The sequence below is a fragment of the Streptomyces sp. NPDC008086 genome (genome assembly GCF_042957325.1).
Lineage (GTDB): Bacteria > Actinomycetota > Actinomycetes > Streptomycetales > Streptomycetaceae > Streptomyces.
Genome location: NZ_JBIBIA010000001.1, coordinates 1 through 24,354 on the forward strand (window position 1 = coordinate 1; position 24,354 = coordinate 24,354).

Consider the following 24,354-nt stretch of genomic DNA (forward strand, 5'->3'; position numbering starts at 1 on the left):
AGGTCGACGACCTGCGCAAGAAGCGACCCGGTGAGGTCTCCGGCGGTCAGGGGCAGCGCGTCGCCGTCGCCCGTGCGCTGGTCACCGACCCGCGCCTGTTGTTCGCCGACGAACCCACCGGCGCGCTCGACTCCCTCAACGGCGAACGCGTGATGGAGCTGCTGACGGAGGCCGCACGGTCGACCAACGCCGCCGTCGTCCTCGTCACCCACGAGACGCGGGTGGCCGCCTACGCCGACCGCGAGATCGTCGTCCGCGACGGCAGGTCCCGCGACCTGGAGCGCGCCGTATGAGTGTTCGCCAGTGGGCCACAGACCTGGCCATGGGCGCCCGCTTCGCCGTCACCGGCGGACGCGAGGGCTGGGTCCGGATGACCCTCACCGCCGTCGGCGTCGGCCTCGGCGTGGCGCTGCTCCTGCTGTGCACCGCCCTGCCCAACGTGTTCGCCGCCCGCGCCAAGGTGGAGGACGCCCGCTTCGACTACGCGTACTCCGAGAAGACCCCGCCGAAGGCCGACAACACCTTCCTGATCGCCGACACCGACACCACCTGGCGCGACGACGACATCCGCGGCCGGTTGCTCGAACCCGAGGGCGGGCGGGCGCCGCTGCCCCCGGGGGTCGACCGCTTCCCGGGCAAGGGCGAGATGGTGGTCTCCCCCGCGCTGCGGGACCTGCTCGCCTCGGGCGGCACCGAGCTGCTGCGTGAGCGACTGCCCTACAGGATCACCGGCACGATCGGTGAGAGCGGGCTCATCGGCTCCCATGAACTGGCCTACTACGCGGGTGCCTCGGGGCTGAGACTCACGGAGTTCTCCCCGGTGCACCGGCTGACCGAGTACGGCAAGCCGGACGAGAAACCCGGCGAGACCGATCCGGTGCTGCTGCTCATGGTCCTGGTCGTGTTCGTGGTGCTGCTGACCCCGGTCGCCGTGTTCATCGCCGCCGCCGTCCGTTTCGGTGGCGAGCGCCGCGACCGACGGCTGGCCGCGCTGCGCCTGGTCGGCTCGGACAGCCACATGACCCGGCGGATCGCGGCGGGCGAGGCACTCGCCGGCGCCCTGCTCGGCCTGGTCGTCGGTAGCGGCTTCTTCCTCCTGGGCCGTCAGACGCTGGGCGCCACCGAGGTGCTGGGCGTGAGCGTCTGGCCCAGCTACCTCGATCCCTCGCCCGCGCTCGCCGCGCTGGTCGCGGTGGCGGTCCCGGTCGCCGCCGTACTCGTCACGCTGCTCGCGATGCGCGGCGTGGTGGTGGAACCGCTCGGCGTCGTGCGCGCGGCCAGGCAGCGCCGCCGCCGGCTGTGGTGGCGCCTGCTGCCGCCGCTGGCCGGCCTCGCGATGCTCTACCCGATGATCGGCAAGGGCCGCACGAACGGCGACTTCAACAAGTACCTCGTCATCGGCGGCGTACTGCTGCTGCTGGTCGGCATCACCGCGCTGCTCCCCTGGGTCGTGGAGGCGGTCGTCGTCCGCCTCGGCAAGGGCGCGCTGTCCTGGCAGCTCGCGGTACGGCGGCTGCAGTTGAGCAGCGGAACCGCCGCGCGCATGGTCAACGGCATCGCCGTCGCCGTGGCCGGAGCGATCGCCCTGCAGATGCTGTTCACGGGAACACAGAGCCAGTACACGAAGGCGACCGGCGAGGACCCCGGCCGGGTCCAGATGGAGGTCGCCTTCAGCGACCGCGAGCCGCTGTCCGGTATCGAGCGCGAGTTCAGCGGCACCAAGGGGGTGCGGGCCGCGGTGAACCTGGCCAACCTGCAGTACGGGGACGCGCGTCGTGACCCGGAGAACACCAACGGCCTGACCGTGGGCGACTGCGCCGCCCTGCGCGAACTCGCCACGCTGCCTTCGTGCGAGGACGGCGACGTGTTCGTCACGCGGACGCGGAGTCACTACGGCTCCCCCGGCAACGCGGACGAGATCGCGAGGGTCAAGCCCGGTCGGAAGCTCTACATCGACCCGTCGTACAGCGGTGACACCACCGAACGCGGCATAGAGGCGGCCTGGACCGTACCGGCGAAGGTGCGGGTCGTGGAGGCTCGCAAGGACTCGCTGCAGGACTACAACGGTCTGCTGGTCACCCCCGCCGCCCTGCCCGCCGAGGCCGCGCCCGCGTTGTTCTCGGAGGGGGTCTACCTGCGGCTGGACCCGTCGGTGTCCGACTCACGGGAGTACGTACGCAACGTCGTCGCCCGGATCGATCCCCTGGCCCGCACCTACTCCTGGTCGGCGACCCAGGAGGACGCGAAGTACACCTCCATCCGCACCGGCCTGTACGTCGGCTCCGCCTTCGTGCTGGCGCTGATCGGCGCGAGTCTGCTGGTCTCCCAGCTGGAGCAGCTGCGCGAGCGCAGGAAGCTGCTCTCCGCGCTGGTCGCCTTCGGCACGCGGCGCCGCACGCTGAGCCTGTCGGTGCTGTGGCAGACGGCCCTCCCGGTCGGACTCGGCCTCATCCTGGCCACGACGGTGGGCGTCACCCTCGGTTCGGTGCTGTTGAAGATGACCCGTACGCCGGTGGTCATGGACTGGCCGAGCGTCCTGACCATGACCGGCGTGGGCGCGGCCGTGGTCGGCGTGGTCACGCTGCTCAGCCTGCCGCCGCTGCTGCGGATGATGCGCCCGGAGGGCCTGCGCACGGAGTGACTCCCGCAGTAGCGGGCGGGGCCCCGGCACCGCACCCGGACCCCGCTCACTTCGGCTACTCCGCGGCGGTCGGCCTGCGTGACGCCCTCGTCGCCGCGTCGAGGTCGGTCAAGGGGCGCAGCCGGTAGGTGTAGGAGTAGTCGCGGTTCGCGAACAGCTTGTACTCGTCGTGGGTGTGGGCGCCCCAGCTGTTGTCGCCGCCCACTCCCATCTGCCGGTGGCTGAGCCGTAGGACGACTTCGTCGCGCGGTGTCAGCTGGTAGTCGTGCCGCGCGCCCACCGACAGGTCCTCCGGCGTGAAGTGCGAGGCGCTGACCTCCAGGAGCGGCTCACCCGAGACCAACAGCCCACGGCCGTCACGGCCGGTCAGGGCCACCCAACGGACGTCGGTCTTGTTGCCGTTCTCCTGGGGGCGGATATGGGGTTCCCACTGCCCTGAGACGGTCCCGGAGTAGCGGCCCACGTCCGTGCCGTTGTTGCGGTCCCAGTGGTTCTCCTCGGGGCCGCGCCCGTAGTAGTGCAGCCGGTCCAGGCGGCCGGGCAGGAAGAGGAGGGTGCCGACCTCGGGGATGTAGGGCAGCGAGGCCGCGCCCGGATGCAGTGTGTTGTCGACCCTGATCTCACCATTGCCGAAGACCGTGTAGGTGGTGGTGTACGTCGATTCCGTGGTCGTGGGCAGGGTGCCGCTGACCTTGATCTCGACGGCCCTGTCCCGCAGGCCGCGCACCCCGACGCCGGTGACCTCGCGTTCCGCGCCGGCGTCACGCCAGGTCTGGTTGCGTACGTGCTGGCCGTTGCCCTTGTCGTTGTCCGTCGGTGCCCGCCAGAAGTTCGGTGCGGGACCGGAGGAGATCAGCTGAGCGCCGCGGACCCTGTACGACGTGATGACACCGCGCTTCTTGTCGACGGCGACGGAGAAGCCCTCACCCCGGACGGTGACGGCCTCGGCCTCGTCCTCGTAGGTGAGCGCCGGGACCCCGTCCAGCGGCAGCGGCGTCACCGCCGGGCTGCCCGCGTCGACGGCGAGCTGCTGCTTGGCCACCACGAAGCCGGCCTTCGCCCATTTCGTCGTCTCCTTCGTGGTGAAGGAGAGTTCCAGGAAGTACTCGGTGCCCGGCGCCGGGTTCCCCGGCACCTCGAAGGGCACGATGACGTCCTTGCCGGACAGCGGCGCGACGTCCAGCTGGGCGCGGTTCAGCTTCCCTCGCTGGACGACCTGGCCGTCGGCGACCAGCGCCCAACGGCCTTCGAACTCACGGAGGTTGGTGAACAGGTTCTCGTTGGTGAGCGTGACGGCCGCGCCGGGCGCGAGCCGGTCGCCGGAGGCCGGGGCGGCGTTGATCGTCTGGTAGATGCGCTTGACCTCGGCGGCCTTGCCGGTGTGCCGGCGGTCGGCCGTGACGATGCCGTCCGCGACGAAGTTGAAGTCGTTGGGGTTGTCGCCCCAGTCGCCGCCGTACGCGAAGAACGTCTTCGCCTTCGGCCGCTTCTCGGTGACCGCGACCGTCGCCGCGTCGAACCAGAAGCGCACTCCGTCGTCACCGGGACGACGGCTGTCGGAGGCCAGCTCGGCGGCGCTCAGGGCGCGGGCGTAGACGCGGGCGCGCCGGATGGTGCCGCTGAACTCCCGGCTGGGGTTGTCCGTGTCGGTGGCGAGCGCGAGGGAGGCGGTGTTGTTGGCGGGCCTCTGGGTGGTGGTTCGGGTCGCCTTCGCCGCTCCGTCGACGTAGAGGGTGACTGTGCCGGCGTTCGCGTCGAACACGCCCGCGACGTGATGCTCGGTGCCGGTCCAGTCGTCGGGCAGCGCCCAGCTCGCGGTGATCCACTGGCCGCCGCCGTGGATGAAGAACTCGAGCTTCTCGTCGGACTGCTTCAGGGCGTACTGGGTGTCGCCCTTGGCGATGATCGGCTGGTGGTAACCGAGGACCTTCGGGGTGATCCACGCCTCAAGCGTGAGGGAACCGGTGAGGTCCAGGCGAGGGTCGCGGGCGAAGACCGTGCCGCCCGACACGCCTTCGACCCGGTCGAAGGTGCCGCTCGGCGCGAGGATCTCGCCGCGCAGGGAACCAGGGCCGGCCTCGGTGAACTGCTTGCGCACTGGGGTGGGCCAGCTCAGTGACTGATCGACGAAGTCCCAGATCCAGCCGCCCTGGAGGACGGGGTAGCGGCGGATCAGATCCCAGTACTTCTTGAAGTTGCCGTTGGAGTTCCCCATCGCGTGGGAGTACTCGATCATGACGTACGGTCGGGTGTCGGCGGTGTCCTTCGCCCGGGCCTCGACGCGCGAGGGACTGTCGTACATCTCCGAGCGGATGTCGCTGACCGTCGGCCGGTCGTCGCCCTCGTACTGGACGACGCGCGTGGTGTCGTACGACTTGATCCAGTCGTGCATCGCGACGAAAGTGCTGCCGCCGCCCGCCTCGTTGCCGAGCGACCAGATGACCACGGAGGCATGGTTCTTGTCGCGGTGGACCATGTTCTGGGCGCGGGCCACGCAGGCCTTGGACCAGTCGGCGTGGTTGCCCGGGTATTCGCCGCGGATGCCGTGGGTCTCCAGATTGGTCTCGTCGACCAGGTAGAGGCCGTACTCGTCGGCGAGTTCGTACCACAGAGGGTTGTTCGGGTAGTGCGAGGTGCGGACGCTGTTGATGTTCATCCGCTTGATGACCTCGATGTCCTCGACCAGGTCTGCGCGGGTGAGCGCGATGCCGCGGTCGGGGTGCATCTCGTGCCGGTTGGTGCCCCGGAAGGAGACGGGTTTGCCGTTGATGCGCATCAGGCCGTCCCTGAGCGCGAACTCACGCAGACCGACGCGGTGGGACAGTGTCTCGATCAGCCTTCCGGCCGGATCGCGCAGTCGCAGGACGGCCGTGTAGAGATAGGGGTGCTCGGCCGACCAGAGCTTCGGAGCGGGGACGTCCTTCTCCGCCCGCACGGTCACGTCCTCGCCGACGGCACCCACGTCGACGCGCTGTTGGAGAGGGCGGGACCAGACCGGGTGCCCCGCCGCGTCGTACAGCTGCGTCTCGACCGTGTACCGCCCGGCGCCGTCGTCCGCGTAGGCGCGCACGCTCGCGGTCACCGACAGGGCGGCCGTCTTGTACCCGTCGCTCAGGGGCGTGTCCAGCTTGAAGTCCCGCAGGTGCACGACCGGGGTGGAGTACAGATAGACCGAGCGGAAGATGCCGCTCAGCCGGATCATGTCCTGGTCCTCCAGCCAGTCGCCGTCCGAGTAGCGGTACACCTCGACCGCGATCTGGTTGGTGCCGGGCCTGAGGTGCTCGGTGATGTCGTACTCGGCGGGAGTGAAGGAGTCTTCCTTGTAGCCCACCAACTCGCCGTTGATCCACACGTAGTGGGCTGACTTGACACCCTCGAAGTGCAGGAAGGTGCGCCGCCGCGACCAGTCCTTCGGGACCGTGAAGGTGCGCCTGTACTGGCCGACGGGGTTGTAGCGGGTGGGCGCGGCGGGTGGCTGCGGGTCCTCGCCGAGGCCGTTGGGGCCCCAGTAGGGGTAGGTGATGTTGACGTAGATCGGGAAGTCGTAGCCGTGCAGTTGCCAGACCGAGGGGACCGGGATGGTGTCCCAGTCCCGGTCGTCGACGTCGGTGCGGTAGAAGTCGGCGTCGCGGGCGTCGGGCCGGTCCGCGTAGGCGAACTTCCACTTGCCGTCGAGGCTCAGGCGGTACGGCGAGCGGGTGCGGTCGGCGGCCAGCGCCTGTCTGACGTCCGCATAAGGCATCAGCGTGGTGTGCGGCGGCTCGGCCCCGACCTCGAACAGGTCGATCTGCCCGTTCCACTCCGGGGTGGCCGCCGCGGCCCCGGTCCCGTCGGCCGCGGCGGCGGGCGGTCCGGACAGGGCGAGCGCGCCGAGGACGGCGGCCCCGCCCTCCAGAAGACGACGCCGGCTGACGGGCACGCCCTGGGGGTGGGACGTGTGGCCGACAGGAGACTCGGGAGCGTGCGGCATGACGTGGCCTTCCTCGGGACGGCAGAGCGCGAGCGCTGAGTGACTTGAGGGAACGTCAGATCCTGTGCGGTGCTGTTGGGAAACCGAACGCACACTAGGTTGTGAACACAGCTGAAGCAATGATGCTGTCGATGTTTGTGTGTTCCTGACGAGTCCTGCCGCCGACGTTGGCCGAATCGCGGCCGTGCGCCCGCCCGCGGCTCGTCAGGCGGCCTCCCCCGCCGAGGCGACCTCGGCCCTCCCGCCGGGACCCTGCTCGAACTGCGTCCGGTACAGCTCCGCATAGCGTCCATCAGCCGCCAGCAGCGCGTCGTGCGTGCCGCGTTCGACGATCCGGCCGGCCTCGACCACCAGGATCAGGTCCGCAGCCCGCACGGTGGACAGCCGGTGGGCGATCACGAGCGCGGTCCTGCCCTCCAGGGCCTCGGTGAGGGCCTCTTGTACGGCGGCCTCCGAGGTGTTGTCGAGGTGGGCGGTGGCCTCGTCGAGGATGACGACGCGTTGGCGGGCGAGCAGCAGCCGGGCGATGGTCATGCGCTGGCGTTCGCCGCCGGAGAGCCGGTAGCCGCGCTCGCCGACCACGGTGTCCAGGCCGTCGGGCAGGGACCGTACGAGGGCGTCGAGGCGGGAGCGGCGCAGGGCGTCCCAGAGTTCGGCGTCGGTGGCGGTGGGGCGAGCCAGCAGCAGGTTGGCGCGGACGGTGTCGTGGAAGAGGTGGCCGTCCTGGGTGACCATGCCGAGGGTGGAGCGCAGGGACTCGGCGCTCAGATCGCGCACGTCCACGCCGCCGACGCGCACGGCGCCCTCGTCGACGTCGTAGAGACGCGGCAGCAGTTGGGCGACGGTCGACTTGCCGGCGCCGGACGAGCCGACCAGGGCGACGGTCTGTCCGGGCTCGGCGCGGAAGGAGACGCCGTGCAGCACCTCGGCGCCGCCGCGGGTGTCGAGGGTCGCGACCTCCTCCAGGGAGGCGAGGGAGACCTTGTCGGCGGACGGGTAGCCGAAGCGGACGTCGTCGAACTCCACCGACACCGGGCCGTCCGGGACCTTCCTCGCGTCCGGTTTCTCCTCGATCAGCGGCTTGAGGTCGAGCACCTCGAAGACCCGCTCGAAGCTGACCAGGGCGCTCATGACCTCGACGCGGGCGCCGGCCAGCGCGGTGAGCGGCGCGTACATACGGGTCAGCAGCAGGGCCAGCGAGACGACGGCGCCCGGCTCCAGCGTGCCGCGCAGGGCGAACCAGCCGCCGAGGCCGTAGACCAGGGCGAGGGCCAGGGCGGACACCAGGGTGAGCGCGGTGATGAACAGCGACTGCGCGGTGGCGGTGCGTACGCCGATCTCCGCGACCCGCCTGGCCCGGCTCGCGAACTCCTCCGACTCCTCCTCCGGGCGGCCGAAGAGCTTGACGAGGGTGGCGCCGGGGGCCGAGAAGCGCTCGGTCATACGGGTGCCCATCGCCGCGTTGAGGCCGGCGGCCTCCCGCTGCATCCGGGCCATGCGGTGCCCCATGCGCCGGGCCGGGAAGACGAACACCGGCAGCAGGACGAGGGCGAGCAGGGTGATCTGCCAGGACAGGGTGAGCATGACGGCGACCGTGAGCAGCAGCGTGACGAGGTTGCTGACCACGCCGGACAGGGTGTTGCTGAAGGCGCGCTGCGCGCCGATCACGTCGTTGTTGAGACGGGAGACGAGGGCTCCCGTACGAGTACGTGTGAAGAACGCGACCGGCATGCGCTGCACATGATCGAACACAGCCGTCCGCAGATCGAGGATCAGGCCCTCGCCGAGGGTGGCCGACAGCCTCCGGGCGAGGATCCCGAGGGCTGCCTCGGCGAGCGCGATCAGGGCGATCAGCAGGGCGAGGCGGACGACGGTGCCCTCGTCGTCACCCGTCACGATCGCGTCGACGACATGTCCGGCGAGTACGGGGGTGGCGACGGCGAGCAGCGCGGTCATCATCCCGAGCACGACGAAGAGCGCGATCCTGCGGCGGTGCGGGCGGGCGAACGCGCCGATGCGGCGCAGCGTGGCGCGGGCGAACGGACGCCGCTCCCGCTGGGCGTTCATGACGCTGTACAGCTGTGTCCAGGCTGTGGTCTCCATGCTCATGGAGAGGACCGTAGAACCTCAAGCGACGTTGAGGTCAACAGGCGCCCGCAGCCGGTCCGTAAGGCGCCGTCCCCACGGCCGCAACCCGCCGTTGGCGCGGTGTGGGGAACCTCTGCGAATGTGACAGCCGTACGACTCCCCGCGGGACGCCTGCTCGGGCGGCTCCCGCTGCGCCGGATCCTGTGCCTGCTCCCGCTCGTCCTCGTCGCCGTGGTCGCGGTGCGGAACCGGGCCGTGCTCGCCGAGGGCATCGGCCATCTGGCGACGGCCAAGTGGCCCTGGCTCCTCGCGGCGGCCTGCGTCACCTGTCTGACCTGGGTGGCGGCGGCGGTCACCCGGCAGGGCGCCGTGGTCGACCGGCTGCCCCGACTGCGGCTGCTCGTCACGCAGTTCGCGGCGGGCTCGGCCAACCATCTGCTGCCCACCGGGCTCGGCGCGAGCGCCGTCAATCTGCGGTTCATGACGGTGTGCGGACTGCCGCTCGCCCGTTCCTCGGCGGCGCTGGCGCTGTATCTGCTCGCGGAGAGCGTGGCCCGGGTGGGCCTGCTGGCCGCGCTGCTCGTCGCCTTCCCGCACGCCCTGCGGCTCGGGCCGCTCCTCCCGGACGGCGCCTGGGGCCCGCTGCTGCTGATCGCCGGTGCGGCGGCGCTCGTGGTGGTGGCCGTCTTCGCGCTGGTACGCCGGCTGCGCACCGCCGTGCTGTCGTTCCTGCGGACCGCGCTGGGCGAGGCGCGCTCGGTCCACACCCGCCCGTCGCGGGCGCTGGCGCTGTGGGGCGGGTCCCTGGCCTTCCCGGCGCTTCAGGCGGCCGGGCTGGTCCTGGTCGGCCTCGCGCTGGGGCTGGACGTGCCGCCGGCCCACATGGCGCTCGCGTACCTCGCGGCGACCGTCGCCGTCGCCCTCGTGCCCACGCCGGGCGGGATCGGCTCGGTGGAGGCGGCGCTGATCCTGGCGCTGGTGGCGGCGGGCGGCCCGGTGGCGGTGGCGACGGCGGTGGTCCTGGCGTACCGCATCATCACGGTGTGGCTGCCACTGCTGCCGGGGGCGTTGACGTTGGGGGCGCTGGTGCGGTGGAAGGTGATCTGAGCGGGCCGGTTCGGGCGGACGGTGATCTGAGCGGGCCGGTTCGGGTGGACGGTGATCTGAACGGCCGGTTCGGGGGGGACGGTGATCCGAGCGTCCAGTCCCCGTGGACGGTGATCCGAGCGTCCGGCCCCGGTGGCAGGCCATGTGACCGGTGAATAACGTGCGGGGTCCGACCCACCGAAAGGGGCCCCGCCATGCCGGTCCGTGTCGAGCGCCAGGGACACGTCAGTACCGTCGTCCTCTCCCGGCCCGAGGTCCGCAACGCGGTCGACGGCCCCACGGCCGCCGAACTCGTGTCCGCCTTCCGGGAGTTCGAGGCGGACGACGAGGCGCGGGTGGCCGTGCTGTGGGGTGAGGGCGGCACGTTCTGCGCGGGAGCCGACCTCAAGGCGCTCGGCACCGAGCGGGGCAACCGGGTCGCCGAGGAGGGCGACGGCCCGATGGGGCCGACCCGGCTGCGGCTGTCGAAGCCGGTGATCGCGGCCGTCGCCGGGCATGCCGTGGCCGGTGGCCTGGAGCTGGCCCTGTGGTGCGATCTGCGGGTCGTGGAGGAGGACGCCGTCTTCGGGGTGTTCTGCCGCCGCTGGGGCGTGCCGCTGATCGACGGCGGCACGGTACGGCTGCCCCGGCTGATCGGCACGAGCCGCGCGCTGGACCTGATCCTCACGGGCCGGGCGGTACCGGGCCGTGAGGCGTACGACATCGGGCTCGCCAGCCGCTTGGTCCCGACCGGACGCGCCCGCGCCGAGGCGGAGGAGCTGGCCGCCACGATCGCGCGGTTCCCGCAGGCGTGTCTGCGCGCCGACCGGGCCTCGGTGCTGGAGCAGGACGGGCTGGACGAGGCGGACGCGATGCGCGGGGAACTCGCGCACGGGAGGGACGTGCTGGCCGAGAGCCTGGAGGGTGCGGCCCGTTTCGCCTCCGGCGCCGGACGGCATGGTTCGTTCACGGACATGTGACGAGGAAGCGGGGCGTGCGCCCCGTGTGCCGCGGTCGCGCATCGATTGAGCCCCGGCGTGCGGCCGTTCGACCCTCCGGGGAAGCGTCGGTCCGAGGGAGAATGCCCGAAAGCGGTCGATGCGGACCGTCCGGCCGACGCTCCTGGCACGAACACGTGTACCCGATACGGCAGGATGAGCCCTCGTGCCGGTCTCGGGGGATGGGGTGGCCGGCGCGACGGCACATCGCGGAATCGAGCAGGTGACAACGTGACGAGACTTCACATCGGGCCGTCGGCGAAGGGGTTCGCCGCAGCTTTGGTTACCGGAGGTGACCGGTGAACCGGGCGCTCACCGTGGACGACCTGGTCGTCGCCGGGATCGCGGTGGCCGCGGGGCTGCTCGCCGCCTTCCTGCTGCGGATGCTGCTGCGCTGGCTGGGCAAGCACGCCGACCGCACCCGCTGGAGCGGCGACGACCTGATCGTGGACACCCTGCGGACCGTGGTGCCGTGGGCGGCCTTCCTCGGCGGCGCGGCCTCCGCCGGGGCGGCGCTGCCGCTGACCCGGACGGTCCAGCACAACGTCAACCAGATCCTGACGGTGCTGCTGATCTTCGTCGTGACCCTGGCGGTGGCCCGCGGGATCGCCGGGCTGATGCGGACGGTCACCCAGTCCCGGCCCGGGGTCGCCGGATCGGCCACGATCTTCGTCAACATCACCCGGATCCTGATCCTGGCCATCGGCTTCCTGGTGGTGCTCCAGACGCTGGGCATCTCCATAGCGCCGCTGCTCACCGCCCTGGGCGTCGGCGGTCTGGCGGTCGCGCTCGCCCTGCAGGACACGCTCGCCAACCTCTTCGCGGGCATCCACATCCTCGCCTCCAAGACCGTCCAGCCCGGCGACTACATCCAGTTGAGCAGCGGCGAGGAGGGCTATGTCGAGGACATCAACTGGCGCCAGACGACGGTCCGCAACCTGTCCAACAACCTGGTCGTGATCCCCAACGGGGAGCTCGCGAAGACCAACATGACCAACTTCATGCGCCCCGAGCAGCAGTTGACGATCCTGGTCCAGGTCGGCGTGGCCTACGACAGCGACCTGGACCATGTCGAGCGGGTGACGAACGACGTCATCGGCGAGGTGATGGCCGAGGTCGAGGGGGCGGTGCCGGACCACGAGCCGATCATCCGCTTCCACACCTTCGGCGACTCCCGGATCGGGTTCACCGTGATCCTTGGCGTCGGCGAGTTCAGCGACCAGTACCGGATCAAGCACGAGTTCATCAAGCGCCTGCACCGGCGCTACCGCAAGGAGGGCATCCGCATCCCCGCGCCGACGCGCACGGTGGCGATCCAGCAGGGCACGCTGGCGATCCCGCAGCAGCGCGGTCCCGAGGAGGCGGACGAGATGCCTCCCGTCCGCCTCGACTGACCGGCCCGAACGTGCCTACAGGGTGGCCGAGTTCTCGTGGTGGCGGCTGCCCTTACGGCGGCGCGGCGCGGCGAGCGCCGGGTTCACCGGGGTGACCGTCCAGTCCGGGTGCCCCGGCATCCGCGGCGTCTTCGTGCCGTACAGCCAGTCCCGCAGGAATCCGGTCAGATCCTGGCCGGAGACCTCGGAGGCGACGGCGATGTAGTCCTCCGTGGACGCCGAGGCGTTGCGGTAGCGGGCGAGGAAAGCGCGCTCCAGGGCGTTGAAGGCCTGCTCGCCCACGAGGTTGCGCAGCGCGTACAGGACCAGGACGCCGCCCAGATAGCGCTGGTTGTCGAAGAGGTTGACCGCGTTCGGCGCCGCGACCGGCCCCGAGTCGCGGCGCCACTGGTCGCCCTTGGCGTAGGTGTCCTTCATCCGGGCTTCCATGGTGGTGAGACCCAGGGAGTCGGCCCAGCCGCGCTCGTAGCGGTACAGCAGCCCGTAGAAGTCGGCGTGTCCCTCGTTGATCCACAGATCGGCCCAGGTGGCGGGGCTGACGCTGTTGCCGAAGTAGGAGTGGACCAGCTCGTGCATCATGTGCGAGCCGATCTTCGGCTCCGGCTGGAGCAGATAGTTCGGCTTGTAGATGGTCAGGGTCTGGGTCTCCAGGCCGGTGAAGTCGAAGGCGTTCGGAGCGTCGGAGTTGCAGGGCAGCAGGCCGTACGTCTCGAAGGGGTAGGCCCCGAGTCGCGCCTCCAGCCACTCGACCAGGTTCGGCGTCAGCGCGAGCGCCGGTTCCAGTGCCTCGGCGCGCGCGACCGGGACGACGTCGCGCAGCGGGAGGCCGTGCGGGCCCTGCCGGTCCTTGATCACGTAGTCGCCGACCGTGATCTGCACCAGTTCGGTGGCCATGGGCTCGCGGGAGCGGTACGTGTACGCGGTACGGCCGCCGGAGAGGCTCTCGGTGCGTATGAGCATGCCGGTGGCCACGCCGCGCAGGCCGTCGGGGACGGTTATGCGGAACGTGAAGTCGGCCTTGTCGGAGGGGTGGTCGTTGCCGGGGAAGACCGTGTGGGCCAGGTTCGGCTGGCAGCAGACCGCGAACCCGTCCAGCGTGTCGACCCAGCCGGTGTGCGGCTGCGGAATACGACGCGGGTCCGCCGAGTACTCGACGCACACGGTCACCCAGGACCTGTTCGGCAGCGTCCGTGCGGGCGTGACGCGCAGCTTCTCGGCCACCTGCTCGAAGGCCGCCGTACGGCCGCCGACGCGGACGGAGCGGATGTCGAGGCCGAGGGCGTCGAGGGAGAAGCGGCTCAGTGCCTGGGTGGTGCGGATCTTCAGGGTCGCGGTGGCGTCGACCAGGCGGGTCGTGGCGTCGTAGGAGAAGTCGAGGTGGTAGGCGGTGACGCGGTAGCCGTCGTTGCCGAGGGCCGGGTAGACGGGGTCGCCGAGGGTCTCGGGGCCCGGGGTGCCGTGGGTCCTGGCGGCCGGCGTCCCCGTGCTCGTCGGTGCCGCGAGGGCGGAGGGGGCGGCGGCGAGGGCCGCTGCCGTGCCGATCAGGGCGGCCGCGGGGGCCGTCACTCTGCTGCGATATCTCATGGTCCGCTTTCGCTGGGGCGGCCGGATGGTCAGGCCCGGCCACCGGATCGGTGATCTCCCCTCCATGACTGCGGGACCGGCCGACCCGGTTGCACGGAGGCGATTACTCCGTTTGCGCGGATCCGGTATCCCGGCCGACTTCCCGCACCCGTGTGCGGACCCCTGTCGAGCCCAGGTCGATCACGAGATATCTTGATGTCGAGCAATGTTGCAGACGTGGAGCGGAGCACCCGGTGACTGACTCGACCATCATCTATACGCACACTGACGAGGCCCCGGCCCTGGCGACGTATTCCTTCCTGCCGGTGGTCCAGGCGTACGCCTCGCAGGCGGGTGTCACCGTGGAGACGCGTGACATCTCGCTGGCCGGCCGCATCATCGCGGTGTTCCCGGAGTACCTGGCCGAGGACCAGCGCATCCCGGACGCCCTCGCCGAGCTCGGTGAGCTCGCGAAGACGCCCGAGGCCAACATCATCAAGCTGCCGAACATCTCGGCGTCGATCCCGCAGCTCAAGGCGGCCATCGCCGAGCTCCAGGGCCAGGGCTACGCACTGCCGAACTACCCGGACGACCCGAAGAGCGACGAGGAGCGGGAGATCCAGGCCCGCTACGACAAGGTCAAGGGCTCCGCGGTGAACCCGGTCCTGCGTGAGGGCAACTCCGACCGGCGCGCCCCCGCCTCGGTCAAGAACTACGCCAAGACCCACCCGCACCGCATGGGCGCCTGGACCCCCGAGTCCAAGACGAACGTGGCGACCATGGGCCAGAACGACTTCCGCTCCACCGAGAAGTCCGCCGTGATCTCCGAGGCCGGCGCGCTGCGCATCGAGCACGTCGCCGAGGACGGCACCACCACCGTCCTGCGCGAGTCCGTACCGGTTCTCGCCGGTGAGGTCGTCGACGCCTCCGTGATGCGCGTCGCCGCGCTGCGCGAGTTCCTGACGGCGCAGATCGCCCAGGCCAAGGCCGACGGCGTGCTGTTCTCCGTGCACCTCAAGGCCACGATGATGAAGGTCTCCGACCCGATCGTCTTCGGCCACGTCGTGCGCGCCTTCTTCCCGAAGACCTTCGCGAAGTACGGCGAGGTCCTCGCCGGCGCCGGGCTGTCCCCGAACGACGGTCTGGGCGGCATCTTCAAGGGCCTGGAGACCCTGCCGCACCTCGGTGAGGAGATCAAGGCCTCCTTCGACGCCGAGCTCGCCGAGGGCCCGGAGCTGGCCATGGTCGACTCCGACCGGGGCATCACCAACCTGCACGTGCCGTCCGACGTGATCGTCGACGCCTCGATGCCGGCCATGATCCGCACCTCCGGCCACATGTGGGGCCCGGACGGCCAGGAGGCCGACACCCTCGCGGTGCTGCCGGACTCGTCCTACGCGGGCGTCTACCAGGCCGTGATCGACGACTGCCGCGCCAACGGCGCCTACGACCCGTCGACGATGGGCTCGGTCCCGAACGTCGGCCTGATGGCGCAGAAGGCCGAGGAGTACGGCTCCCACGACAAGACCTTCGAGATCAAGGCGGCCGGTACGGTCCGTCTGGTCGACCAGGCCGGGAACGTGGTCATCGAGCAGCCGGTCGCCGAGGGCGACATCTTCCGTGCCTGCCAGACCAAGGACGCGCCGATCAAGGACTGGGTGAAGCTGGCCGTCACCCGCGCCCGCGCCACCGGCGACCCGGCCGTGTTCTGGCTGGACGAGACCCGCGCGCACGACGCCAACCTGATCGCCAAGGTCAACGCCTACCTGCCGGAGCACGACACCGAGGGCCTGGACATCCGCATCCTCGCCCCGGTCGAGGCCACCAAGCTGTCGGTGGAGCGCATCCGCCGCGGCGAGAACACCATCTCGGTGACCGGCAACGTGCTGCGCGACTACCTCACCGACCTCTTCCCGATCCTGGAGCTGGGCACCAGCGCCAAGATGCTGTCGGTCGTCCCGCTGATGGCGGGCGGCGGCCTGTTCGAGACGGGCGCCGGCGGTTCCGCGCCGAAGCACGTCCAGCAGCTGGTCAAGGAGGACTACCTGCGCTGGGACTCCCTCGGTGAGTTCTTCGCCCTGGTGCCGTCCCTGGAGCAGTACGCGACGGCCACGGGCAACGCCCGCGCGAGGGTCCTCGCCGACACCCTCGACCGCGCCACGGCGACCTTCCTCAACGAGGACAAGTCCCCGACCCGTCGCGTCGGCGGCATCGACAACCGCGGCAGCCACTTCTACCTGTCCCTGTACTGGGCGCAGGAGCTGGCCGCGCAGACCGACGACGCGGACCTGGCGAAGGCCTTCGCCCCGCTCGCCGAGACGCTCGCGGCCAACGAGCAGAAGATCGTCGACGAGCTGAACGCCGTCCAGGGCAAGCCTGCCGAGATCGGCGGCTACTACCAGCCGGACCCGGCCAAGGCCGCCGCGGTCATGCGCCCGTCCGCCACCTGGAACGCCGCGCTGGCGTCCCTGAGCTGACGCGCCTTCGCTGACTGAGGCTCCGCCCCGACCGGTTGTGTGTACCGGTCGGGGCGGAGCTCTATGAGGGCCGGGCTGTGCACCGCCCCTGTTCTTTCGGGGGCGGTGCACAGCCCGGCCCCAACGGCGCAGCACACGACCGACAACGCCCGGAGCGACCGTGATGCCCTCGTTCGAACTGCTCCCCGGCGCGCCCGATTCGCCGGTGATCCTGCACATACCGCACTCCTCGCGCCGGATACCCCCCGACGTACGCACCGGCATCGTCCTGGACGACACCGCCCTGGAACGCGAGCTGGACCACATCGTCGACGCGCACACCGCCGACCTCGCGGAGATGTCGGCCAAGTCAGCGCAGTGCCCCCCGTGGCGGTTCGTGAACCGGCTGTCCCGGCTGGTCGTCGACCCGGAGCGGTTCCCGGACGAGCGGGAGGAGATGCTGGCCGTGGGCATGGGTGCCGTCTACACCCGGACCACGCACAAGGGGCCGCTGCGGCCCGCCGACACCGACCCCGCCCCGCTCGTCGAGCGGTACTTCCGGCCGTACGCGCGGGCGGTGACGGATGCCGTGGCCGACCGTCTCGCCGCCACCGGCCGGGCCGTGATCGTCGACGTCCACTCCTACCCGACCGCGCCGCTCCCCTACGAACTGCACGCCGAGGGCCCACGTCCCGCGGTCTGCCTGGGGACCGACTCCTTCCACACCCCGCCCGCCCTGCTCGCCGCCGCCCGGGAGGCGTTCGCCGAGTGGGAGACCGGGCTCGACAGCCCGTTCAGCGGTACCTACGTCCCGCTGGAGTTCTACGGCGGGGAGCCGCGTGTCAGCGCGCTGATGGTCGAGATCCGCAGGGACACGTACATGGCGGAGCCGGGTGGACCGGTCGGTTCCGGACTCACCCGGCTCGCCGGGGCGTTGGCGGCGCTGGTGGACGCCGTCTCCCCCTGACCCAAGGGTTCAGGCCCGCAGCCACTCCGTGACGACGACCTCGCCGCCGGTCCGCAGCCGCAGGGCGAACGGGCCGCCCGGCGGGGTGTCGCTGATGAAGCGGCCCATGTCGTCGGCGACGACCGGAACGGCCGTCTGCGGGCCGCCCAGCACCTCGATCCGGGCCTGCTGCGGGGGCAGCACCTGCCCCATCAGGCCCTGTGCGGTCACCTCCACGTCGACGGTCACCTCGCCCGCCCGGAAGGTCAGCATCCGCGGCACGTCCGTGGCCCCCCGGACCGGAATGGCGTCCACCACCGAGTCGAAGGTCAGCTCGGCGATCCGGGCGTCCAGGTCGTGCAACGCGAAGGCCTCGACGGCGCTCTGCCGCAGCTGGGCCGGCACGGGGTCCAGGATGGCGGCGGCCTGGCGGAGCTCCTCCTCCAGCAGTTCCACGTCGAACCCGTCGTCGCCGAAGGGCTCCTCGCCCGTCACTTCGTCGTGCATGTCGTCGTTCACAGCGCTCCCCGTGCGTCGAGTCGGGCCCGAAGGCGGCGCAGACAGCGCTGGCGCAGCGGCCCGATGCTGCCCACGGCGATGCCCAGTGCGGCGGACACCTCCTGGTAGCTGGGCGGCGGCGAGGCCATCAGGACGCGCAGCAACTGGCGGCAGCGCTCCCCGAGTTCCTCGAACTCCTGCCACATCCAGCGGATGCGCTCGGACTCGGCGGCGGCCTCCTCGGAGTCCAGGACCGACTGCTCGGGCGTACGGTCCTCACTGACCCGGTCCAGCAGCTGCGGGTCGCTGGTCACGGTCAGCCGCCGCATGCTCTTGAGCACCTTCAGGCACTCGTGCCGTGCGGTGCTGGCGAGCCAGGATCCGGCCTTCTCGGGTTCGCGGATCCGCCCGAGGTGCTGGGCGAAGCGGAACCAGACCGTCTGGTACACCTCATGGGCGTCGGCGTCCCCCAGCCGGTGCGCGCGCACGACGGACCACACCAGTGGGCTCAGCCCTTCCACCAGCGCCTTCCAGGCCGCCGCGTCACCGTCGACGGCGGACTGGACCAACGCACCGACATCTGCACGGTCCACAGTCCCACCCCTCGTGTACGGCAAGTCATCGTACGCCGCGGAGGGGACGGTTCCGACCCTCATGAGCGAGGAGCCGGCGGTGTGACGGAGACAGGGCGCCAGGTCGGGGGGCGAAGGGCCGGCACATGCGCCCCCCGCACCTCGGCGTAGCCGGAGTTCGCGGCGAGCATCTTGTACCGTGCGACCCGCGGGTCCCGCTCCGTCTGCGCGCTCATGTGGGCGGCGATCATCCCGGCGACGAGGGGCGTGGCGAACGAGGTGCCGCTCCACCGCGCGTACCCCTCGAACGTCACCTGGTCCGGCTCCGCGGTGTCCCCCGACTCGCTCAACACGCCGGTGTGGCGCGGGGAGAGGCAGGTGCAGGCGTAGCCGAAGCCGTAGCGGCAGGTGTCGTAGGTGGAGTGCTGGTACACGTACGGCACGGGTCCGTCGAAGCCGGTGAAGGCGCTGGTGAGGCGCTCGCCGGGCGCGTACGCCTTCACCCAGCCGCCGTGGTTGCTGAAGCAGGCGCCGAACTCGCCGTCGCCGCGCAGTGCTCCGACCGACAGCACGACGTCCTGGTAGTCGGGCAGGTCGGCGTAGGCGGCGGGCCAGAACGGGGTGGCGCTGCCGTTGTTGCCGGCCGCTGCGACCAGGAGGGTGCGCTGGTCGCGCAGTTCCCGCATGAAGGCATCGACGCCGAGGAGGCCGTCGGTGCGGCCGTTGGAGGTGCCGGCGGAGAGGCTGAGGATGTCGGGCCAGCCGCCCGCGTCGACGGCCTCGAAGAGCTTCTCGCCGAACTCGGACTCCAGGATGGCGCCCGCGTCCTGCAGGGTGTTGCGGACCGTGATGTCGGTGTTGGGCGCGACGGCGGCGACGAGCCCGGCGATGAAGGTGCCGTGGCCGACGTACTGCCGGAGCACGCCCTGGTCGTCGCACTCCTGGACCTGGAAGTCGCCCTCGGTGTGGGCGAGCAGCGGGAAGGAGCGGTAGTCGTGCGTGAGGCCGGTGTCGATGACGAGGACGCCGACGGCGCTGTCCGGGTCGTGGGCGCCCTCGGCCGCCGTGGGGTTGGTGCCGTCGGCCGGCGCGGCAGGCGCGGGTTCGTCACCGGGACAGGAGTTCACGCCCCCCGTGATCCCCACGAGGTGGTTGCGGCTGACGAGCCGCCGTCCGGCCCGGCCCTCGGTCTCCCGCAGGGCGCGCAGGGCGTGTGCGACGGTGGGGTCGCCGCCGCGGTCGCCCGCGCCGGGGTCGCCGACCTGGATGCGGGTGATGCCCGAGCGGTTGGTCCGCGGGCCCGCGCGGCGCACATGGTCCTGGACCAGGTCGGGGTCCGCGGTGAAGTGCGCCCGCACGGTGTCCTCCACGACGCGGGCGTCCTCGCCGTCGCGGACCAGCACATACCCCTTCTCGTAGATGAACTCGGCGGAGTCGTCCGGTCCCATCGCGAGGGGGACGTCGGGCATGGAGCGCTGGATCTGCTCGAACTGCTCGTGGAATCGCTGTGGTGCCATGGCGGGTCCTCCCCCTGAGGCGGCGTTCGTCAGTCAGAGCCGTGCGGTCGCCGATTGATACAGCGCCAAACCGGTGTGACACGGTTCCGCTGCAACTACCATCCGTGGAGTGACAGCGGGAAGCGACTCGGTTCTCGAACTGCTGCCCATGGTGTTCGCCGCCCCGAACGACGCGCTGGCGAGGGCGGAAGGGGTGCTCGACGCCGACCCGTCGCCGTTGCACGCCTCCGTCGCCCACCAGGTGATCGGCATCTGGCAGCGGGACTGGGGCGACATGCGCATCGCCCTGTACCACCTGCGGCGTGCCCGGGATCTCGCGGCCCGCGCGGAGTCGGCCGACCGGGAGGCGGACGTCCTGGCCGCGCTCGGTGTCGCGCTGGTGCACGCGGGCCGCACCCAGCAGGGGCTGGCGGCGCTGGAGCGCGGGGTCGAGCGGGGCAGCGGGCACACCCGCGCGCGCGTGTTGTTCCGCCGGGCCTACGCCCGCTGGGTGCTGGGCCAGCACCGGGAGGCGCTGGAGGACGTGCGCCGGGCGATACCCGTGCTGCGGCAGATGGACGACGTGATCTGGACGGCGCGGGCGCTGACGCTGCGCGCCACCGTGCATCTGGCGCTCGGTGCGGTGGACCGGGCGGACGCCGACTTCACCGCGGCGGAGGCGCTGTGGGACACCACGGGCCAGGAGCACGACAAGGCGGACGCGGTGGAGAGCCGGGGGCTCGCCGCGTTCCGGTCGGGCGACGTCCCGGCGGCGCTGCGGCTGCTGGACGAGGCGGAGGAGCGGTACGCGAAGCTCGGCACGCCGACGTTCATGCTGAACATCCGCCGCTGCGAGGTGCTGATGGCCGCGGGTCTCGCCCCGGAGGCGCTGGCCGAGGCGGACGCGGCGATCGGGGTGCTCGACGGCATCGGCGGCCAGTCCACCCGCAAGGCCGAGCTGCTGCTGGCCGCCGCGCGGGCCGCCCGGCTGGCGGGTGACGCGCACACCGCCATCGCACGCGCCGACATGGCCGTACGGCTGTTCGCCGGGCAGCGGCGCAGCTGGTGGGAGACGCATGCCCGGCTGGTGCTGATCGAGGCGCGGGTGGCGGCCGGGCGCAGTTCGGGGCGGCTGGTGGCCGACACGGCGGCGGTCGCGGAGCGGCTGGCCTCCTTCGGCGCACCGGCCGCGCCGGAGGCCTCGCTGCTCGCGGGCCGGATGGCGCTCGCCCTGGGCTGGCGGGCCGATGCCGAGCGGCATCTGCGCGACGCCGCCCGCAGCAGACGCAGCGGGCCGCCGCTGGCGCGGATGACGGGCTGGGCGGCGCAGGCGCTGCGGGCGCGGGCGGCCGGGTCGGGGCGCGGGGTCCTGGAGGCCTGCCGGCGTGGCCTGGACGTGCTCGACGCGCACCGGATGACGCTGGGCGCCTCGGAGCTGAGGGCGCGAGCGACCGCGCAGGGCGCCGAGCTCGCCGCGCTGGCCCAGCAGGCCAGCCTCGACTCCGGCAGTCCGCGCCGGCTGCTGGTGTGGAGCGAGCGCTGGCGGGCCACCGCGCTGTCGACCCCGCCGACCCGGCCCCCGGCCGACCCGGAGCTCCAGAGCGCTCTGACGGCGTTCCGGGAGATCGCGGCGCGGGCCGAGGAGGCCCGCAGCGAGGACCGGCCGATCCTGACGCTGGAGCGTGAACAGCGGCGCCTGGAGCGGGAGATCCGCTCCCGGACCCTGCACCTGCGCGGCGACGCGCCCGGCGACGGCTACCGCTTCGACGCGGGCCGGCTGCTGGAGCGGCTGGGCGAGGACGGCGTGCGGCTGGTCGAACTGGCGGTGCTGGACGGGCGGGTGCAGGTGCTGCTGTGCGGGCAGGGGCGGGTGCGTCGGTTCGAGGCCGGGCTGCTGGCCGACGCGGAGACCGAGGCCGAGCATGTCCAGGCCGGGCTGCGGCGGCTGGCCCACCCGGGCGCGGAGGGACGGCTCGCGGTGGTGGAGGCCGCGGGGCGGTGCCTGGAGAAGCTGCTGCTCGGTCCGGCCGCGGCGCATCTGGGCGACGGCCCGGTCGTCATCGTGCCGCCGGCCCGGCTGCACCGGGTGCCGTGGGCGTTGCTGCCGTCGCTGCGGGAGCGGGTGCTCAGCGTGTCGCCGTCGGCGAGCAGTTGGCTGCGTGCCCGGGAGACCGAGGCGCCGGCGGGCGGCCGGCAGGTGCTGGTGCGGGGGCCGGGCCTGGCGACGGGCGGGGCCGAGGTGCCGCATCTGGCCGGGCGGTACGGCGGTGCCGTCGTCCTGGAGCACGCCGACGCGCGCGTGCCGCGTGTGCTGGAGGAGCTGGACGGTGCCGCGCTGGCCCATATCGCGGCCCACGGCACGTTCCGGGCGGACAGTCCCTTGTTCTCGTCGCTGCGGATGGCGGACGGGCCGATCGTCGTGCACGACTTCGAACGCCTTGACCGCAGCCCGTACCGGATCATCCTGTCCTGCTGCGACACCGCCCGGTTCGCCTCCGTCGGCGCCGACGAACTGCTCGGCCTGGTCACCGCCCTGCTGCCGCTGGGCACGGCGGGCGTGGTGGCGTGCACGGCGCCGGTCAACGACGCCGCGGTGGTGCCGCTGATGCTCGCCCTGCACAAGGGGCTGAGCGAGAGGCTGTCCCTGGCGGAGGCGCTGCGCGACGCGCGGGCGGCGCTGCCGGGTGACGCGCTGCACCAGGCGACGGGGTGGGCGTTCTCGGCGTTCGGCGCGGCCTGAGACTCGGTGGCGAGGCGCGGCTCCGTTACGCCGACCGGGCGTCCGGCAGAGCCACCAGCCACGGCAGGGCGCCGCGGTCGCCGGCGCCGAGGCGGGCGTAGGCGCTGTACAGGTGGTTGCCGACGGTGCGGACGGACAGGGTGAGCCGCTCGGCGATCTGCCGGTTGCTCAGGCCGGCCGCCGCCAGGTCGACGATCTGCCGTTGCCGGGCGGTCAGTTCACCGAGGACGAGCCCGGAGAGCGCCGGGGTGCGGGCGCCCTGGCAGCGGCGGGCGAGGGTGACGGCACGCGTGCGTGAGGTGCGCGCGGCGCTCGGGTCGCGGTGGGCCCGTACGGCCTGGGCGTGCGCCTCGGCCGCGAACAGCAGGAAGCCGCGCTCCTCCAGTTCGCCGGCCACCCGGTCCAGCGCGGGGCCGTCGGCGCGGTCGAGCGCGTCGGCGTGCGCGGCGAAGACCCCGGTCAGCCGGCCCGCGGCACGCTCGGGGGCGCCGAGGCGGACGGCGTCGTACGCGTCGTCGCCGAGGGGCTCGCCGGCGGCACCGCGGGTCGTCGGCCGGGTGACCGCCCCACCCCCGTGGGAGCGGCCACCCAGGATCGTGTGCGCGGTCGGCGTGGCGCCGGACTGCGCTGCGGCGAGGGCGAGTTCGAGGCGGCAGGACGGATCGTCACCGTGCTCCCGCAGCCCCTCCCGCGCCCACGCCGCGGCTTCCCTCAGCTCCCCGCGCAGCCGCGCGAACCGGGCGCGTACGGCCGCGTACCCGGCCGGCACCCGCACGCCCTCCCCGACCAGCCACTCCCCCACGGGCGCCGGCATGGCCCGTACGTCCGCCTCCGCGATGCGCCGGTTCAGCTCGGCCCGCTCGGCGTCGAGGGCGGGAATCCACTGGTCCGGAGTACGGGAGAGCCGCCTCGCCCGGAGCCGGCCGGCCGCGGCCCGCAGCACCGGGCCGTGCAGGGGGTGGGCGAGGCGGACGGCGCCCCGGTCGTCGACGTGGACCAGGGAGTCGGCCTCCAGGTGTTCCAGGGTGCTGAGGGGCAGTTCGTCCAGCGGCAGGGGCAACGGCTCGGCGAAGGCGAGGCGTTGGAGGGTCTCGCGCTCGTCGGGGCAGCCGCGGTCGAGGGCGTGCGCGGTGCGCTCGCGTACGGCCGTGGTGACCGGTACGGGGCCGCGCCACGCCCACTCGTCCGAGTCCGGGAGGCGGGTGAGGAGTCCGCGCTCGCGTGCCCCGGCCAGCAGGTCGCGCAGCAGCCGCAGGTCACCGTGGCACAGGCGGTGCAGCCGGTTCACGGTGAGCGGCTCGGGGGTGCCCATGCCGGTTCCGCCAGCCAGCAGCAGGCCGGTCTCCTCGCGGGGCAGGGGCTCCAGGGTGAGGCGGGGCAGGAGGTCGCCGGTCCACAGCCGGGAGATCGCGCCCGGGACCGGGTCGCCGTCGGTGGTGACGACCAGGAGGCGGGTCCGTCCGTGCACGGCCAGCTGGTGGACGAGGGCGGCGGAGGCGTCGTCGAGCAGCTGCGCGTCGTCCACGAGGAGCAGCCGTACGCCGGAAAGGTGCTGGAAGGCGCCGTGCAGGGACGTCGACTCGGGGACGAGGTGCGCGAACGCGGCGAAGCGGATCCCCCGGGTCTCAGGGGTGCCGACCACTCGGGCGCAGTCGCCGCCGCGGACGGCCTCGGTGACGAGCCGGGTCTTGCCGCAGCCCGCCGGGCCGGTGATCACGATGCCGTTGCGACCGGCGGCCAGGGACCCGCGGACCAGGTCGAGTTCGTCCGCCCGGCCGGTGAAGGGCCAGGGCGTGTCCAGGGTCCTGGCGTCCCGTTCGAAAGTCGTCACGGGAGTAGGAGCGCGGTGACTCACCCTTGATACAGGGGTACTTGAGTAGCCCTCGACTCAGGCGCCCGGGGCGGG

General features: G+C 72.1%; 15 protein-coding genes. 8 read left to right on the forward strand and 7 right to left on the reverse strand.

Annotated elements, in window-relative coordinates; genetic code table 11:
• Positions 1-293, forward strand: a 293-nt coding sequence (locus ACFZBP_RS00005) for an ATP-binding cassette domain-containing protein (protein WP_391409055.1), incomplete at its 5' end; no start/stop codon positions are given.
• The gene (locus ACFZBP_RS00010) at positions 290-2,641 is read left to right on the forward strand and encodes an FtsX-like permease family protein (protein ID WP_391409057.1); all 2,352 of its coding nucleotides are present in this window, start codon (positions 290-292) and stop codon (positions 2,639-2,641) included. The genes ACFZBP_RS00005 and ACFZBP_RS00010, both read left to right, overlap by 4 nt.
• 55 nt (positions 2,642-2,696) lie before the next feature.
• Here ACFZBP_RS00010 and ACFZBP_RS00015 read toward each other — a convergent pair whose 3' ends face one another.
• A complete protein-coding gene (locus ACFZBP_RS00015) occupies positions 2,697-6,611 on the reverse strand; it encodes a glycoside hydrolase family 2 TIM barrel-domain containing protein (RefSeq protein ID WP_391409058.1) in 3,915 nt (1,304 codons plus the stop codon).
• 204 nt (positions 6,612-6,815) lie between these two features.
• Positions 6,816-8,720, reverse strand: a complete 1,905-nt coding sequence (locus ACFZBP_RS00020) for an ABC transporter ATP-binding protein (protein ID WP_383455043.1) — start codon at positions 8,718-8,720, stop codon at positions 6,816-6,818.
• A gap of 120 nt (positions 8,721-8,840) precedes the next feature.
• Between ACFZBP_RS00020 and ACFZBP_RS00025 the strand changes: the two genes are divergently transcribed.
• The 3 genes from ACFZBP_RS00025 to ACFZBP_RS00035 all read left to right on the forward strand — a co-directional run bounded on the left by ACFZBP_RS00025 (position 8,841) and on the right by ACFZBP_RS00035 (position 12,177).
• A complete protein-coding gene (locus tag ACFZBP_RS00025; protein ID WP_383455046.1) occupies positions 8,841-9,806 on the forward strand; it encodes a YbhN family protein in 966 nt (321 codons plus the stop codon).
• Positions 9,807-10,000: 194 nt separating this feature from the next.
• Entirely contained in the window at positions 10,001-10,765 is a 765-nt protein-coding gene (locus ACFZBP_RS00030; RefSeq protein ID WP_391409059.1) for a crotonase/enoyl-CoA hydratase family protein, read from the forward strand.
• 317 nt (positions 10,766-11,082) lie between these two features.
• Positions 11,083-12,177, forward strand: coding sequence for a mechanosensitive ion channel domain-containing protein (locus ACFZBP_RS00035; protein WP_391409060.1), 1,095 nt, complete (start codon positions 11,083-11,085; stop codon positions 12,175-12,177).
• Between the two features lie 15 nt (positions 12,178-12,192).
• On the opposite strand, the gene ACFZBP_RS00040 is transcribed toward ACFZBP_RS00035, so the two are convergent.
• Complete coding sequence (locus tag ACFZBP_RS00040; RefSeq protein ID WP_383455055.1) at positions 12,193-13,761, reverse strand: M1 family metallopeptidase; 1,569 nt, start codon at positions 13,759-13,761, stop codon at positions 12,193-12,195.
• A gap of 233 nt (positions 13,762-13,994) precedes the next feature.
• On the opposite strand from ACFZBP_RS00040, the gene ACFZBP_RS00045 reads away from it, so the two are divergent.
• Positions 13,995-16,217 carry an NADP-dependent isocitrate dehydrogenase gene (locus ACFZBP_RS00045; RefSeq protein WP_391409061.1) on the forward strand — a complete coding sequence of 741 codons (2,223 nt, stop codon included), beginning with the start codon at positions 13,995-13,997 and terminating at the stop codon, positions 16,215-16,217.
• Between the two features lie 163 nt (positions 16,218-16,380).
• Positions 16,381-17,163, forward strand: coding sequence for an N-formylglutamate amidohydrolase (locus ACFZBP_RS00050; protein ID WP_391409062.1), 783 nt, complete (start codon positions 16,381-16,383; stop codon positions 17,161-17,163).
• A 9-nt stretch (positions 17,164-17,172) separates the two neighbouring features.
• On the opposite strand, the gene ACFZBP_RS00055 is transcribed toward ACFZBP_RS00050, so the two are convergent.
• The 3 genes from ACFZBP_RS00055 to ACFZBP_RS00065 are packed head-to-tail and all read right to left on the reverse strand — an operon-like array spanning position 17,173 to position 19,729.
• A complete protein-coding gene (locus ACFZBP_RS00055; protein WP_391410288.1) occupies positions 17,173-17,649 on the reverse strand; it encodes a hypothetical protein in 477 nt (158 codons plus the stop codon).
• Between the two features lie 8 nt (positions 17,650-17,657).
• Positions 17,658-18,233 carry an RNA polymerase sigma factor gene (locus ACFZBP_RS00060; protein WP_062716120.1) on the reverse strand — a complete coding sequence of 192 codons (576 nt, stop codon included), beginning with the start codon at positions 18,231-18,233 and terminating at the stop codon, positions 17,658-17,660.
• 59 nt (positions 18,234-18,292) lie between these two features.
• The gene (locus ACFZBP_RS00065; RefSeq protein ID WP_391409063.1) at positions 18,293-19,729 is read right to left on the reverse strand and encodes a S8 family serine peptidase; all 1,437 of its coding nucleotides are present in this window, start codon (positions 19,727-19,729) and stop codon (positions 18,293-18,295) included.
• A 148-nt stretch (positions 19,730-19,877) separates the two neighbouring features.
• Between ACFZBP_RS00065 and ACFZBP_RS00070 the strand changes: the two genes are divergently transcribed.
• Entirely contained in the window at positions 19,878-22,448 is a 2,571-nt protein-coding gene (locus ACFZBP_RS00070; RefSeq protein ID WP_391410290.1) for a CHAT domain-containing protein, read from the forward strand.
• Between the two features lie 25 nt (positions 22,449-22,473).
• Here the strand turns inward: ACFZBP_RS00070 and ACFZBP_RS00075 are convergent, their stop codons facing one another.
• Positions 22,474-24,279, reverse strand: coding sequence for a LuxR C-terminal-related transcriptional regulator (locus ACFZBP_RS00075; RefSeq protein WP_391409064.1), 1,806 nt, complete (start codon positions 24,277-24,279; stop codon positions 22,474-22,476).
• Positions 24,280-24,354 lie beyond the last annotated feature (75 nt).